At 71.9% G+C, this 13,960-nt stretch carries 15 protein-coding genes and 1 tRNA gene; 7 read left to right on the top strand and 9 right to left on the bottom strand.

Translation table 11 applies throughout. The annotated features are described in order from the left end of the window. Positions 1–35: 35 nt before the first annotated feature. The 6 genes from ACFWBN_RS06265 to ACFWBN_RS06240 all read right to left on the bottom strand — a co-directional run bounded on the left by ACFWBN_RS06265 (position 36) and on the right by ACFWBN_RS06240 (position 6,002). A complete protein-coding gene (locus ACFWBN_RS06265; RefSeq protein WP_385171367.1) occupies positions 36–1,310 on the bottom strand; it encodes an HD-GYP domain-containing protein in 1,275 nt (424 codons plus the stop codon). Then, entirely contained in the window at positions 1,307–2,872 is a 1,566-nt protein-coding gene (locus ACFWBN_RS06260) for an HD-GYP domain-containing protein (protein ID WP_385171364.1), read from the bottom strand. The genes ACFWBN_RS06265 and ACFWBN_RS06260 overlap by 4 nt, the downstream gene beginning before the upstream one ends. Before the next feature lie 195 nt (positions 2,873–3,067). Then, positions 3,068–3,373: a mycothiol system anti-sigma-R factor gene (gene rsrA, locus ACFWBN_RS06255; RefSeq protein WP_385171360.1), complete on the bottom strand. Its 306-nt coding sequence runs from the start codon at positions 3,371–3,373 to the stop codon at positions 3,068–3,070. Further along, positions 3,370–4,014: a sigma-70 family RNA polymerase sigma factor gene (locus ACFWBN_RS06250; RefSeq protein WP_030709911.1), complete on the bottom strand. Its 645-nt coding sequence runs from the start codon at positions 4,012–4,014 to the stop codon at positions 3,370–3,372. Before ACFWBN_RS06250 ends, rsrA begins: the two co-directional genes overlap by 4 nt. Before the next feature lie 325 nt (positions 4,015–4,339). Next, positions 4,340–4,984 (bottom strand): alpha/beta family hydrolase, encoded by a 645-nt coding sequence (locus ACFWBN_RS06245; protein WP_385171357.1) that lies wholly within the window; start codon positions 4,982–4,984, stop codon positions 4,340–4,342. Between the two features lie 199 nt (positions 4,985–5,183). Next, entirely contained in the window at positions 5,184–6,002 is an 819-nt protein-coding gene (locus ACFWBN_RS06240; protein ID WP_385171354.1) for an SOS response-associated peptidase, read from the bottom strand. 53 nt (positions 6,003–6,055) lie between these two features. Here ACFWBN_RS06240 and ACFWBN_RS06235 point away from each other — a divergent pair, with 53 nt between their 5' ends. The 4 genes from ACFWBN_RS06235 (at position 6,056) to ACFWBN_RS06220 (ending at position 9,642) form a co-directional block, all read left to right on the top strand. After that, positions 6,056–6,769 carry a M50 family metallopeptidase gene (locus ACFWBN_RS06235; protein WP_385171352.1) on the top strand — a complete coding sequence of 238 codons (714 nt, stop codon included), beginning with the start codon at positions 6,056–6,058 and terminating at the stop codon, positions 6,767–6,769. A 53-nt stretch (positions 6,770–6,822) separates the two neighbouring features. Further along, positions 6,823–8,184, top strand: a complete 1,362-nt coding sequence (gene aroA, locus ACFWBN_RS06230) for a 3-phosphoshikimate 1-carboxyvinyltransferase (RefSeq protein WP_385171349.1) — start codon at positions 6,823–6,825, stop codon at positions 8,182–8,184. Positions 8,185–8,192: 8 nt separating this feature from the next. After that, positions 8,193–9,203 carry a ribosome small subunit-dependent GTPase A gene (gene rsgA, locus ACFWBN_RS06225; RefSeq protein WP_385171346.1) on the top strand — a complete coding sequence of 337 codons (1,011 nt, stop codon included), beginning with the start codon at positions 8,193–8,195 and terminating at the stop codon, positions 9,201–9,203. 115 nt (positions 9,204–9,318) lie between these two features. Continuing rightward, on the top strand, positions 9,319–9,642 hold the full coding sequence (locus tag ACFWBN_RS06220) for a multidrug efflux SMR transporter (protein ID WP_069921864.1): 324 nt from the start codon (positions 9,319–9,321) through the stop codon (positions 9,640–9,642). Here ACFWBN_RS06220 and ACFWBN_RS06215 read toward each other — a convergent pair. Then, positions 9,608–10,150: a TetR/AcrR family transcriptional regulator gene (locus ACFWBN_RS06215; RefSeq protein WP_385171855.1), complete on the bottom strand. Its 543-nt coding sequence runs from the start codon at positions 10,148–10,150 to the stop codon at positions 9,608–9,610. The two genes, ACFWBN_RS06220 and ACFWBN_RS06215, sit on opposite strands and share 35 nt — an antisense overlap. A gap of 125 nt (positions 10,151–10,275) precedes the next feature. Between ACFWBN_RS06215 and hisN the strand changes: the two genes are divergently transcribed. Both hisN and ACFWBN_RS06205 read left to right on the top strand, forming a co-directional pair. Further along, the gene (gene hisN, locus ACFWBN_RS06210; RefSeq protein ID WP_385171343.1) at positions 10,276–11,079 is read left to right on the top strand and encodes a histidinol-phosphatase; all 804 of its coding nucleotides are present in this window, start codon (positions 10,276–10,278) and stop codon (positions 11,077–11,079) included. Between the two features lie 168 nt (positions 11,080–11,247). After that, positions 11,248–11,640, top strand: coding sequence for a cyclic nucleotide-binding/CBS domain-containing protein (locus ACFWBN_RS06205; RefSeq protein ID WP_374775730.1), 393 nt, complete (start codon positions 11,248–11,250; stop codon positions 11,638–11,640). Between the two features lie 84 nt (positions 11,641–11,724). On the opposite strand, the gene ACFWBN_RS06200 is transcribed toward ACFWBN_RS06205, so the two are convergent. Further along, entirely contained in the window at positions 11,725–13,194 is a 1,470-nt protein-coding gene (locus ACFWBN_RS06200; protein ID WP_385171339.1) for a catalase, read from the bottom strand. A 131-nt stretch (positions 13,195–13,325) separates the two neighbouring features. On the opposite strand from ACFWBN_RS06200, the gene ACFWBN_RS06195 reads away from it, so the two are divergent. After that, a complete protein-coding gene (locus ACFWBN_RS06195; RefSeq protein WP_385171336.1) occupies positions 13,326–13,742 on the top strand; it encodes a Fur family transcriptional regulator in 417 nt (138 codons plus the stop codon). A gap of 127 nt (positions 13,743–13,869) precedes the next feature. Here ACFWBN_RS06195 and ACFWBN_RS06190 read toward each other — a convergent pair. Beyond that, positions 13,870–13,943: transfer RNA gene (locus ACFWBN_RS06190), tRNA-Met, on the bottom strand. Between the last annotated feature and the right edge of the window lie 17 nt (positions 13,944–13,960).

Raw genomic sequence — 13,960 nt, 5'->3', positions numbered from 1 at the left:
CATGCCCACTCGGACGGCCGCTCATTACCCATGGGTTACCCCGGTGGGACGGGAACAACTCTGTCACGTCCGCCCCTGGCCAGAACCCTCGCCAGGCACTCCACGACCCCGGGCTCGTAGTCGTGCCCGGTGCCCAGCCGGAGCCGCTCCAGGGCGGCCAGTGAGCCACCCGGGTGACGGCTCCTCCCGGCCAGGTCGTCGTACGCGTTGACCGCGCGCACGATGCGGGCGGCGACGGGCTGCTCCCGGTACGGGTCCGCCTGCCGCTCCACCACCACGGCGACCTCGGCGGGCACCCCGGTCTGGCGGGCCACCTCCCCGCCCAGCTCGGCGATCCGGCGGGCCTCGGCGGCGGGCAGCTCGGCGGTGGCCCCGGCCGGGACCGGGTCGAGAAGGGAGAGCTGCCCGATGTCGTGCATCAGGGCGGCGTACTCCAGCACCGTGAGCTCCCGCTCCGAGAGGCCCAGCTCCCGGCCGACGGCGCAGCTCAGGGCGGCGACGCGGCGGGAGTGCCCGGGCGGGGTGTAGCCGGCGATCTCGGTGGCGCGGGCCAGGGAGGAGATGGTCTGGCGGTAGGTGGTGCGGATCGCGGTGATCCGGTGGAAGGACATCTGGGTCAGCAGCAGGGGCACGCAGAAGACGGGCAGGGCCCACAGCCCGGCGACGGCCGCGCCGAGGGCCATCACGACGCCGGTGGCACAGATCGCCGAGCCGATGCCGAGCTGGGCGCGCAGCTCGTCGCGCAGCAGCGGACCGTACGGCCAGCCGGTCCGGGCCCCGGCCAGGGCCGCGGCGAGCACGGCGTCGCACAGGGCCGTGAGGCCGAGGAGGCAGAGCAGGAAGACGACGAGGTACGGTCCCTGGCCGACCCAGTCCCCCAGTCGGCCGGAGTTGTAGAGCGGCTGGAAACAGACGGCGGCGAAGGCGACGGTCAGGACCCGGCGGGCCACGTGGTCGACGGCGGGGCCGCGGCCGCGGGCGACGTGCGGGACGATCCCGGCGAGGGCGGCCGCGACGACGACCGCGACGATCTGGAGGACGCCGTGGTGAGTGGGCTGCCCGGCGTTCTGGCCGAGCAGGGCGTAGGCGAGGGCTCCGGCGGAGCCGAGCGGGGCAGGTTGGCGGTCGGCGCCCTCGACGTGGTGGCCCGCGCGCTGGTCCCGGCGGGCGAACTCGCCGAGGGTGATCAGGGCGCCGAAGGCCAGGGCGGTGCCGGGCTCGACGATGCCGTTCCACAGGGTGTGGCCCAGGCCGACGACCGTGAGCAGCCCGGCCGCCCCCCGCACGCTCCAGGTGGCGATCCCCCTCACGCCCCGCCCCCCGCCCGGCGCCGGACCGGCGCGTCCCCGGACCCTGCAGTGGGCGGTTGCCCTGCGGTCCCCCGGTGTACGGGGGCACCCTGGGCGGGAGCCGGCGGGCGGGAACCCTGTCCCGGCACGGCGGGCAGCGGCGGAACGACCGGCCCGCCCCGAGCGGGAGCAGAAGCGGCAGGAGTGAACGCGGCGGGAGCGGACGCGGCAGGAGCGGAAGGGCCGATCACCTGCAGGTCCTCGTCCGAGGTGACCACCGGATGCCAGCCGTGCCGTCCGATGGCCCCCGACAGCGCCCCCACCATGGCCGGATCGAACTGCGCGCCCGCGCACCGCTCCAGCTCCGCCAGGGCCACCGCCACCGGCCGGGCCCGGCTGTACGAGCGGGTCGAGGTCATCGCGTCGAAGGCGTCGGCCACCGCCACCACCCGGGCCAGCACCGGGATCTGGTCGCCGGTCAGCCCGTACGGGTAGCCGGAGCCGTCGACCCGCTCGTGGTGGTGCAGGATCGCGGACCGGGCCTCCCCCAGGAAGCCGATGCCGCGCACCATCTCGTGCCCGTACTCGGGGTGCAGCTCGATGATCCGGCGCTCCTCGGGGGTGAGCGGCCCGTCCTTGCGCAGCAGCCGGGTGGGGACGCCGAGTTTGCCGACGTCGTGCAGGATCCCGGCGATGCGGACGACTTCGAGCCGGTCCTCCGCCATGCCCAGCTCGCGGGCGATCATCGCGGAGGCCTGGCCGACCCGTTCGCTGTGCCCGCGGGTGTAGCGGTCCTTGATGTCCACGGCCTGCACCAGCGCCCGGATCGTGGCCTGGTGGGCGGCGCGCTCGCGGTGGTACTGGGCGAAGACCCAGCAGGAGATGTACATCGGCAGCAGGACGAGCAGTGCGGCCGGGAGTCCGTACGGGCTGCGCCACATGACGGCCATCATCAGGCCGGCGAGGCCGTGCACGCAGTGCGGGGCGAGGGACCGGGTGAGCAGTCCGCGCCAGGCGGTGGCGGCGGGCCGGCGTTCGGCGGCGGCCAGGATGCCCCCGTCGAGGGCGGTGAGCACCAGGCAGAAGGCGACGGCCGCGGCCGCCGCGGGGACCATCACGTACGGGAAGTCGGCCACCCAGACGGCCGGCTCTCCCGGCTCGGGCGGCCCGGATCCTCCGGGGGAGCCCAGTGCGGCCGGGCCCCGCAGCAGCCGGTAGGTCTGCCCCGCGACCCAGGCGGCTATCGACTGCTGCGCCGCGTGCCACACCCGGCGCACCCAGGCGGGCCGCTGGACCACGGTCCCCGCCAGCCCCCCGGGCAGCGCCACGAGCGCGGCCGCCGCGGGCGGCAGCAGGAAGACGGCGGCCAGCACCACGGGGAAGAAGGAGCCGATGCCCTCGGGCACCCGGCTGCCCAGCAGCGGGCAGATCTTCACGAGTTCGCAGCCGAGGTAGAGCACGGCCAGCAGGGCCACGGCCCCCCAGGGCGTACCGGAATCCATGAGGGACGGCGTGACGCACGCGATTGCCGCGAGGACGGCGCAGAGGATGTATCCGCGCGCCCCCGGCGGAAGTACCCGCATGGCGCTCTCCTCCCCCTGTGGCCGTGCAAGCCAGGTACCGAATCAAACCAGTACCGAAGGGGGAGAATAAGTGGGGCCCCACGCGAAGTGGGCCACATTTTCACATTGCGCCATGCGGACGCCCCCGGATTAGCACCTTCGGGTGAACGAAGTACCTCTCCGGGGGCGATGGTTGATCATCCTCCGCCGGCCGTGTCAGCCGGCGGCGGGGTTCTCCGCGGTGATGTCGTGATCCGGCACGGCCTGCCCCGACCGGATGAGCTCGATCCGGCCCATCACCTTCGAGCGCAGATCGGACGGCACGTCGTCCGAACCGCAGCAGCGCTTCACGAGCTTCTTCACGGCCTGTTCCAGGCCGTACTTCTCCAGACAGGGGTTGCACTCGCCGAAGTGTGTCTCGAACTTCGTGCAGTCACTGTCGGGCATCTCATGGTCGAGGAACTCATAAAGGTGGTCCAGGACCTCAGAGCACTCCGTTTCGTGCGGCTCTCCGCAACTCATGAGCCCGAGCCTTTCCGGTCGTTCGACTCTCCCGCGCCCGCGGGGACCAGCCCGCGCTCACGGGCATAGTCCTCCAGCATTCCGCGGAGTTGACGGCGGCCACGGTGCAGTCGCGACATGACCGTACCGATGGGTGTACCCATGATGTCCGCGATCTCCTTGTACGCAAACCCCTCTACGTCGGCAAGGTAGACGGCGATGCGGAACTCCTCCGGAATGGCCTGGAGAGCTTCCTTCACATCGGAATCGGGCAGGTGGTCGAGCGCCTGCGACTCGGCGGAGCGCAGCCCGGTCGACATGTGCGACTCGGCGCGCGCCAGCTGCCAGTCCTCGATCTCCTCCGCCGCACTGCGCTGGGGCTCGCGCTGCTTCTTGCGGTAGGAGTTGATGAAGGTGTTGGTCAGGATGCGGTACAGCCACGCCTTCAGGTTGGTGCCCTCGCGGAACTGGTGGAAGGACGCGTATGCCTTCGCATACGTCTCCTGGACCAGGTCCTCGGCGTCGGCCGGATTGCGCGTCATGCGCAGCGCGGCCGAGTACATCTGGTCGAGGTAGCCGAGGGCGTCCCGCTCGAAGCGCGCGTTGCGCTCCGGGGTCGTCTCCTCCGCGTGGCCTTCGTCGGTCCCAGCGACAGGACCCACCTCCTCCGACTGCGTGGCGGCTCCGAAAGCGGATCCGCTCGAATCGGAGAATAGTCGACCTTCCCGGGCCTCCGCCGCTCGAAGCGAGCTGCGCTTGGGCCCGGCCAGCACCGTCCAGTCCAGGTCAGCGGCCTGCGGACGGTTGTGGCTGATGACCTGGGTCATGCGCTCCCTCTCCTCCGACGATTTCCCGTACGTACCGACATCCGGGACAACAGAAGGGCCGTGCGGCGCATTCCCCCGGGGCTGCGGGTTTTCGGCCTTCCTCGGTCCACTGCGGCCCGAGGTGAGCCTCGTCACTCTCCGCCGGAGCCCCCGGAATCCATCAGGTCGTGACGGGAAGTCCGGCGAGCCACTCCCCCACCGCCTCGGTGATCGTCCCGAGGGCCTCGTCCTGGGTGGGCCCGGCCTTCTTCGGCACCGCGAAGCCGTGGTCGCCGTACGGGACCTCCACCAGCGTGTGCGGGCCCCGCGGGAACTCCTCGGGGCGCCCGAAGGGATCCCGGCCGCCTTGGACCACCAGGGTGGGCCGCCCGGCGCCGAGCAGCTCCTCGGCGCGGGACTTCTCCGGCCGGCCCGGCGGGTGCAGCGGGAACGCCAGCGCCAGCACCCCGGCCGCGCCCAGCTCGGCGGCGGTCCGGCAGGCCACCCGGGCCCCGGCGCTGCGCCCGCCGGCGACCACCGGCAGCCCGGGCTTCGCGAGCGCGGGCCACAGCCCGCGCCAGCCCTCGTCCAGCACCTTGGGGGCGGCGGCGACCTTCTTCCCGGCGACCCGCCACGGCTGTTCGACCAGGGCCACGGTGATCCCGCGCGCCGGCAGGGCGGCCGCCAGCGCCTGGAGGTCCCGGGCCTCGATGCCGCCGCCCGCGCCGTGGCTCACGGCCAGCACGAGCTTCGCCTTGCGGGCGGTGTGCCAGGTGATGCGGGCCTCGCCCGCCGGGGTGTCGACGCTCTCGGTACGCGTGGTCATGCCCCCATGGTGCCCGGGCGCGGGCTAGGGCCTGTCGTCAAACTCCTGTCGTCGCCCGAAGGGCGGCCTCGCGGTGTCTGGTGCGTGCTCTCGGCGCGCCGGGCGGAAGCCCGCGTACTGGACGTACTTGGGCTTTCGCCCGGTGCGGCGAGAGTGCGTGCCAGACGCCGCGAGGCAGACAGGAGTTTGACGACAGGCCCTAGAAGAGCGTGCCCTCCTCCGGCGCGGCCAGCTCCTCCAGCAGCTCCGGCCCGTTGTTCCGCACGCTGCTCGCGGCGGTCGACACCGGGTAGGCCCGCATCAGCCCGCCCGGCGGCGGCGCCAGCAGGTCCCGCAGCGAGCCCTCGGTGTCGGTGTTCGCTGGGTCCAGCCAGGCGTCCCAGCGGTCCGGGGTCAGCATGAGCGGCATCCGCGGGTGGATGTCGGACAGAGAGCGCGGGCCCTCGGCCGGAGCCACGCCCAGCGGCCCGGTCTCGGCCTCGGTGGTGATCACCGAGCAGGTGACCCACCAGGCGCGGGGATCCGCGTCGGGCACGGTCCGGTCGCGCCAGAACTCGTATATCCCGGCCATGGCGAAGACGGAGCCGTCGGAGGGGAGCACGAAGTAGGGCTGTTTGCGGGCCCGCTTCTTCTTTCCCTCCACCTCCAGCTGCCGCTCGTCGTCGGCCGTGACCCACTCGTAGTAGCCGTCGGCGGGGATGATGCAGCGGCGCTGCGCGAAGGGGCGGCGGAAGGAGGGCTTCTCGGCGACGGTCTCGGCCCGGGCGTTGATCATCCGGGCGGCGCCGTCGGGGTTCTGGGCCCAGGAGGGCACGAGCCCCCACTTCAGGACGCGCAGCTGGCGAACCGGACGCGGGTCCGGAGCGTCTTTCAGGGGACGGTCGAGGACGACGTGGACCTCCTTCGTCGGCGCCACGTTCCAGTCCGGGGCCAGCGTCTCCTCCGGCTCCCACTTCTCGATGCCGAAGACCTCCACCAGGTCCTCGGGCTTGCGACTCGCCGCATACCTTCCGCACATGGCTGTCACACTGCCATGTCCCTCCCCCACCACCGCAAGGAGTCCGCCACCTCATGGACAGCAGCACCGCGTCCGGCCTGTGGGACCGGCTCACGGGTATACAGACCTCGCCCGACCAGTGGCTGGTGATCGCGACCGGGCTGGTCGCGCTGGTCGCCGTGGGGCCCCGCCCGCTGTGGCGGCTGTCGCGCAACGCGATCACCATCGCGCACGAGGGCGGGCACGGCCTGCTGGCGCGGCTGACCAACCGGGAGCTCGAAGGGATCCGGCTGCACTCCGACACCAGCGGGGTCACCGTCAGCCGGGGCAAGCCGACCGGGCTCGGGATGATCCTGACCGCCGCCGCCGGGTACACGGCGCCCCCGCTGCTCGGGCTCGGCGGGGCGGCGCTCCTTTCGGCGCACCGGATCACCCTGCTGCTGTGGGTGGCGACCGCCCTGCTGGTGGCGATGCTGGTGAAGATCCGGAACGCGTACGGGGCCCTGACGGTGGTCCTGACCGGCGCGGCGTTCGTCCTGGTGTCCTGGCTGGCGCCGACCGAGGTGCAGGCCGTGTTCGCGTACGGGGTGGTGTGGTTCCTGCTCCTGGGCGGGGTCCGGCCGGTCTTCGAGCTGGGGGCCAAGCGCCGGCACGGTGGAGCGCCGGATTCCGACGCCGACCAGCTGGGCCGGCTCACCCACGTGCACCCGGTGGTGTGGCTGCTCCTCTTCCACGTCGTCGCGCTGTGCTCGCTGGTGGGCGGCGGACGCTGGCTTCTCGACCTCTGAGACGGCGCAGCGATCAAGATCCGGGGTCGGGGGAAGCCACTAAAGTGGGGGCCATGACCGAGACCTCCGCGCTCCACGCCCTCTGGCCCGCTCCGCTCGCGGACGGGGCCGTCCACGCCACCGTCACCGTGCCTGGGTCCAAATCGGTCACCAACCGGGCCCTCGTGCTCGCCTCGCTCGCCGCCGAGCCGGGCTGGGTCCGCCGCCCCCTGCGTTCGCGCGACTCCCAGCTGATGGCGGACGCGCTGCGCGCCCTGGGCGTCGGCATCGAGGAGACCGTCTCCTCCAGCTCCGCCGGCTCCGCCGCGGACGGTGTCGGCGGCGAGGCCTGGCGGATCATCCCGGCGGCCCTGCACGGGCCCGCCACGATCGACGTCGGCAACGCGGGCACGGTCATGCGCTTCCTGCCGCCCGTCGCCACGCTCGCCGCCGGCGACATCCGCTTCGACGGCGACCCGCGCTCCTACGAGCGTCCGCTGGGCCAGGTCATCAACGCGCTGCGCACCCTGGGCGCCCGTATCGACGACGACGGCCGGGGCGCGCTGCCGCTGACCGTGCAGGGCGGCGGGGCCCTGGAGGGCGGCACCGTCGAGATCGACGCGAGCAACTCCTCGCAGTTCGTCTCCGCGCTGTTGCTCTCGGCCCCCCGGTTCAACCAGGGCATCGAGGTCCGGCACGTGGGCGCCAACCTGCCGTCGATGCCGCACATCCGGATGACCGTGGAGATGCTGCGTGCGGCCGGCGCCCAGGTCGACACCCCCGAGGCGGGCGGCGAGAAGAACGTGTGGCGGGTCGCCCCCGGCGCGCTGCTGGGCCGCGACATGGTCGTGGAGCCGGACCTCTCCAACGCCCAGCCGTTCCTGGCCGCGGCCCTGATCACCGGCGGCACGGTCACCATCCCGGACTGGCCGCGCCGCACCACGCAGCCCGGTGACGCGCTGCGCCGGATCTTCACCGAGATGGGCGGTTCCTGCGAGCTGACCGACGCCGGCCTGGTCTTCACCGGCACCGGCAAGATCCACGGCATCGACGTGGACCTCGGCGAGGTCGGCGAGCTCACCCCGGGCATCGCCGCGGTGGCGGCGCTGGCCGACTCGGAGTCCGTACTGCGCGGGGTACAGCACCTGCGGCTGCACGAGACGGACCGGCTGGCCGCGCTGACCGCCGAGATCAACGGGCTGGGCGGCGACGTCACCGAGACCGCGGACGGCCTGCACATCCGGCCGCGCCCGCTGCACGGCGGCACCTTCCACACGTACGACGACCACCGGATGGCCACCGCGGGCGCGGTGATCGGCCTGGCCGTGGAGGGCGTGCGGATCGAGAACGTGGCGACGACGGCCAAGACCCTGCCGGACTTCCCGAAGATGTGGACGGACATGCTTGGTCATGCCCCGCGAGGAGCGGGAGCGTAGGGCCCGTCATGCGCAGGTACGGCAAGCACACCGACGAGGACGACATCCGGCAGCGTCCCAACCCCAAGGGCAACCGGCCCCGGACCAACATCCGGCCCAAGCACGAGGACGCCTCCGAGGGCTTCGTCCTCACCGTCGACCGCGGCCGGCTGACCTGCCTGGTCGGGGACCGCACCGTCCACGCGATGAAGTCCAGGGAGCTGGGCCGCAAGGCGGCGGTGGTCGGGGACCGGGTCTGGATCGTCGGTGACCTGTCCGGCAAGAAGGACACCCTCGCCCGCATCGTGCGGATCGAGGAGCGCAAGTCCGTCCTGCGGCGCACCGCCGACGACGACGACCCGTACGAGCGGGTGGTCGTCGCCAACGCGGACCAACTGGCCATCGTCACGGCCCTGGCCGACCCGGAGCCGCGGCCCCGGATGATCGACCGCTGCCTGGTGGCCGCGTACGACGCCGGTCTTGAGCCGCTGCTGGTGCTCACCAAGTCCGACCTGACCTCCGCGGACAAGATCCTGGAGATCTACTCGACGCTCGGCGTGAACTACGTCGTGACCAACCGCGAGGAACTCGCGACGGGCGACGCGGCCGACAAGGTGCGCGAGCGCCTGGAGGGCCGGATCACGGCCTTCGTGGGGCACTCGGGCGTCGGCAAGACCACCCTGGTCAACTCGCTGGTGGCGGCGGACCGCAAGCGGGCGACCGGCGTGGTCAACGCGGTCACCGGCCGCGGCCGGCACACCACCACCTCGGCGCTGGCGCTGCCGCTGCCCGGGATGGAGGGCTGGGTCATCGACACCCCGGGCGTGCGCTCCTTCGGCCTGCACCACGTGGACCCGTCCCGGGTGATCCTGGCCTTCCCGGACCTGGTGCCCGGCACGGAGGAGTGCCCGCGGGCCTGCAGCCACGACGAGCCGGACTGCGCGCTCGACAAGTGGGTGGAGGACGGCCACGCGGATCCGGCGCGGCTGTACTCGCTGCGCCGGCTGCTGGAGACCCGGGAGCGCCGCGAAGGCGACTGATCCTCCGGCGCTCCGATCTTCGGGCGGTCCGGCGGGGTTTGGCACAACCCATGTCTGGTAAATGCATAATCGCACCAAGTGACGAGAAGTCACGTGACGCGGGGAGGCATTCGACATGGCGTGGCTGCTCGTCGTGGTCGCGGGAATCCTGGAGACCGGTTTCGCGGTCTGCCTGAAGCTGTCCCACGGTTTCACCCGGCTGTGGCCGACCGTCGCCTTCGCGTGCTTCGCACTCGGCAGCTTCGGGCTGCTGACGCTGGCCCTCAAGAAGCTGGACGTGGGCCCGGCCTACGCGGTGTGGACCGGCATCGGGGCGGCCGGGACGGCGATCTACGGCATGGTCTTCCTCGGCGACCTGGTCTCCACCCTCAAGCTCGTCTCGATCTCGCTGGTGATCCTCGGGGTCATCGGGCTCCAGCTGTCCGGGTCTGCCCACTGAGCAGGCGCAGCAGCTCTCCCGCCCCCGGCTCCTCGCCCGGGGCGACCACGTAGGACAGGGCGAGGCGTACGGCGAGCTCGCAGCGCTGTTCGCCCTCCCCGGGCGGGAGCGCGGCGGCGGCCCGGTCGCGCACGGCGCGGGCCAGCTCGCCCGGTCCGGGCGCCCGGACTCCGGCGGCGGGCAGGGCCCCGTCCCAGAACCCGGTGAGCAGGGCCCGTACGAGGGGGTAGGCGCGGGCCGCCCGTACGGTCCACTCGGCGACCGCGGCGAGGCGCTCGGCGGCCTGCGCCGGGGTGGACAGGGCCCGGTCCACACCCTCCAGGTAGCGCTCGGCCTCGCGCCGGACCAGGGCGCGGCCCAGGCCCGCCTTGCCGCCGAACTCGTTGTAGAGGGTCTGCCGGGACACTCCGGCAGAGGCCGCCACGTCGACCATCCGCACGGACGGCCAGGGGCGGGCCGAGAGCGCCGCTCCCGCCGCCTCCAGCAACGACTCCCGGGCTGCCGGCATCGTCACGCCTCCCCGATTGGCTCCCTGGCCAGGGTTGACGGGGCGACAGATCCTGTCAAGGGCGCCTCCCGGCCGCACCGTGGACGCCGTTGGCCGGGCTCCTGGAGTCTCGATACTGTTCGGGCATGCCCGAGTATGACGATGACCTGCGCCTTGCCCTCGAACTCGCCGACGCGGCGGACGCCGCCACGATGGAGCGGTTCCGCGCCCTCGACCTGAAGGTCGAGACGAAGCCGGACATGACCCCGGTCAGCGAGGCCGACAAGGCCGCCGAGGAGATCATCCGGGCCGGCATCGCGGCCGCGCGCCCCGACGACGCCATCCTGGGCGAGGAGTACGGCCTGAAGGGCAGCGGCCCGCGCCGCTGGGTCGTGGACCCGATCGACGGCACGAAGAACTACGTGCGCGGGGTCCCCGTCTGGGCGACCCTGATCTCCCTGATGGCCGAGGGCACCGACGGCGTTTTCCGCCCGGTGGTCGGCGTGGTCTCCGCGCCGGCGCTCGGCCGGCGCTGGTGGGCGGCGCAGGGCGGGGGCGCGTACGCGGGCGGCGCGCTCGGCGAGACCACGGCGATCGGCGTGTCGAAGGTGGGCACGCTGGGCGACGCCTCGTTCGCGTACTCCTCGCTGAGCGGCTGGGAGGAGCAGGGCCGGCTCGCCGGGTTCCTCGACCTGACCCGCGCGTGCTGGCGTACGCGCGGCTACGGCGACTTCTGGCCGTACATGATGGTCGCGGAGGGCTCGCTGGACCTGTGCGCCGAGCCGGAGCTGAACCTGTGGGACATGGCGGCCATCGCGGTCGTGGTCGAGGAGGCCGGCGGCCGTTTCACCAGCCTGGACGGGGTGGACGGGGTGCACGGCGGGAACGCGGCGGCCTCGAACGGGCTGCTCCACGAGGAGATGCTGGGCCTGCTGCGCCCGCGCGCCTGAGCCCCGCGCGAGCCGAACGCGCGCCCTTGCGCGCCTCCTTGCTGACTCTTCGTGTCCGTGGGAATCTGAGACTCCCCACGCTTGTGCGCTTGTGAACGCCTTCTCAAGGAGGTGTCCTCGGGCACACCCACCCAAGCGGGGGGCTCACCCCAGGAGGTGGCTCTCTTCATGCTCGTCCGTGACGCAATGAGCACCGTGATCCTCACCCTCGGACCCGCCCACACCCTCCGGCAGGCGGCCTGCCTGATGTCCGGCCGGCGCGTCGGCGCGGCCGTCGTCCTCGATCCCGAACACAGCGGCATCGGCATCCTGACCGAACGCGACATCCTCAACTCGATCGGCGCGGGCCACGATCCCGACCGGGAGTCCGTGGGCGCGCACACCACCAACAACGTGGTGTTCTGCACCCCCGACGCGACCGTGCAGGAGGCCGCCGAGGCGATGGTCCACGGCGGCTTCCGGCATCTGATCGTGCTGGAGCACGGCGGCCCGGTGGGCATCGTCTCCGTGCGCGACGTCATCCGGTGCTGGGTGCCGGCGCGGCGGGCGGTCTCCGCGTAGCGGCGCCGCTGCGGGAACGACGGCGGGCCGGAACCCTCCGAGGAGGGTTCCGGCCCGTCGTCCTGCTACGGCAAGCGATCCCCGTCAGCCGCGAAGGGCCTGGACCGCGGCTTCGAGCCGCTTGCCGAAGTCGCCGTCCGCCTGGCGGAAGTTGTTGATCGCGCGCTCGACGATGTCGTCACGCGAGACCTTGGCGATGAAGCCGGACAGGTTCTCGACCAGACGGGACTTCTCGTCCTCGGAGTACAGGCGGTAGAGGTTGCCCGCCTGGACGAAGTCGTTGTCCTCGCTGTGCACGGCGGCGGCGTGGTTGCCCGTGCCACCGGTGACGTCGATGGGCTGCCACAGCGGGCGGTCCGTCTGGTGCGGGCCGCCGAAGCTGTTCGGCTCGTAGTTCTTCGCGCCCTTGTGGCGGCCGTCGTACAGGTAGCCGTCACGGGAGTTGGTGCGCGCCTCGGTGGCGTGCGGGCGGTTCACCGGCAGGTGGTCGGCGTTGATGCCGACGCGGTAGCGGTGGGCGTCGCCGTAGCCGAAGAGGCGGCCCTGGAGCATCTTGTCCGGGGACGGACCGATGCCGGGGACGAAGTGCGCCGGGGAGAAGATCGACTGCTCGACCTCGGCGAAGACGTTCTCCGGGTTGCGGTTGAGCTCCAGCTTGCCGATCTCGATCGGCGGGTAGTCCTCGTGCGGCCACACCTTGGTGAGGTCGAACGGGTTGAAGCGGTAGTGGGCCGCCTCGGCCGCCGGCATGATCTGGACCTGCACGGTCCAGGTCGGGAAGTCGCCGCGCTCGATGGACTCGCGCAGGTCGCGCTGGTGGGAGTCGGGGTCCTCACCGGCGAGCTGGTTGGCCTCGGCCTGGGTGAGGTTCTTGATGCCCTGGTCGGTCTTGAAGTGGTACTTGACCCAGAAGACCTCGCCGGCCTCGTTGTTCCACTGGAACGTGTGCGAGCCGTAGCCGTTCATGTGGCGGTAGGACGCCGGGATGCCGCGGTCACCGAACAGCCAGGTCACCTGGTGGGTGGACTCGGGCGACAGACCCCAGAAGTCCCAGACGTTGTCCGCCTCCTGCGAGCCGGTGTACGGGTCGCGCTTCTGGGTGTGGATGAAGTCGGGGAACTTGATGGCGTCCTTGATGAAGAACACCGGGGTGTTGTTGCCGACGAGGTCGTAGTTGCCCTCTTCGGTGTAGAACTTCAGCGCCCAGCCGCGGGGGTCGCGCACCGCGTCGGCCGAGCCGAGGTTGCCCGCGACGGTGGAGAAGCGCAGGAAGGTCTCGGTCTCCTTGCCGACCTCGGAGAGGAACTTGGCGCGGGTCCACTGCGAGACGTCGCGGGTCAGCGTGAAGGTGCCGTACGCACCGGCGCCGCGGGCGTGCACCACGCGCTCCGGGATGCGCTCGCGGTTGAAGTGCGCGAGCTTCTCCAGCAGGAGCTGGTCCTGGACCAGAACGGGGCCGCCGACGCCGGCGGTCTCGCTGTTCTGGTTGTCGGCGACCGGAGCCCCGGCCTCCGTGGTGAGCGGTCCCTGCGTCACGTGCGCCTCCTGCGTCATACCTGCATGTACCTGTCCTTGGCGTTTGCCGTATCCGATCCTACGATGGACTTTGTCTAAGTCAAGTAAGCATCCAAGTCCGCACCGGTTCGGGAGTTACACCGAATCCCCTCACTGTTAGGCTGAGGTCTATGAGTGACCTGCTGGAACGACTTCGCGGACGCGGCTGGCGCATGACGGCACAGCGGCGCGTCGTGGCCGAGGTGCTCGACGGTGACCACGTTCACCTGACGGCCGACGAGGTGCACGCACGAGCCGTGGCCAAGCTGCCCGAGATCTCGCGCGCGACCGTCTACAACACGCTGGGCGAGCTCGTCACGCTCGGAGAGGTCCTGGAGGTCTCCACGGACCGCCGCGCCAAGCGGTACGACCCGAACGCCCACCAGCCCCACCAGCACCTGGTCTGCGCCCAGTGCGGCGCGATCCGCGACGTCCACCCGGCGGGCAACCCGCTCTCCGACCTGCCGGACACGGAGCGCTTCGGCTTCGTGGTGTCGGCGGTCGAGGTGACGTACCGCGGGATCTGCCCGAACTGCGCGGCCGCGTAGCCCACAGCGGAAAGAAGGGCCCGGGAGCGATGCTCCCGGGCCCTTCTCCTTGCTCATTCCCAGCCGGAAACGACTCCGGAAACGGCTGAAGGCCCGGATCCAGAGGATCCGGGCCTTCAGCCTTCAGTAGCGGGGACAGGATTTGAACCTGCGACCTCTGGGTTATGAGCCCAGCGAGCTACCGAGCTGCTCCACCCCGCGTCGGTAAACACGACTTT

It is taken from the genome of Streptomyces sp. NPDC059989, from assembly GCF_042736975.1.
GTDB lineage: Bacteria > Actinomycetota > Actinomycetes > Streptomycetales > Streptomycetaceae > Streptomyces.
The sequence above is the reverse complement of the archived record's forward strand: the minus strand, read 5'-3'. Positions and strand labels throughout refer to the sequence as shown.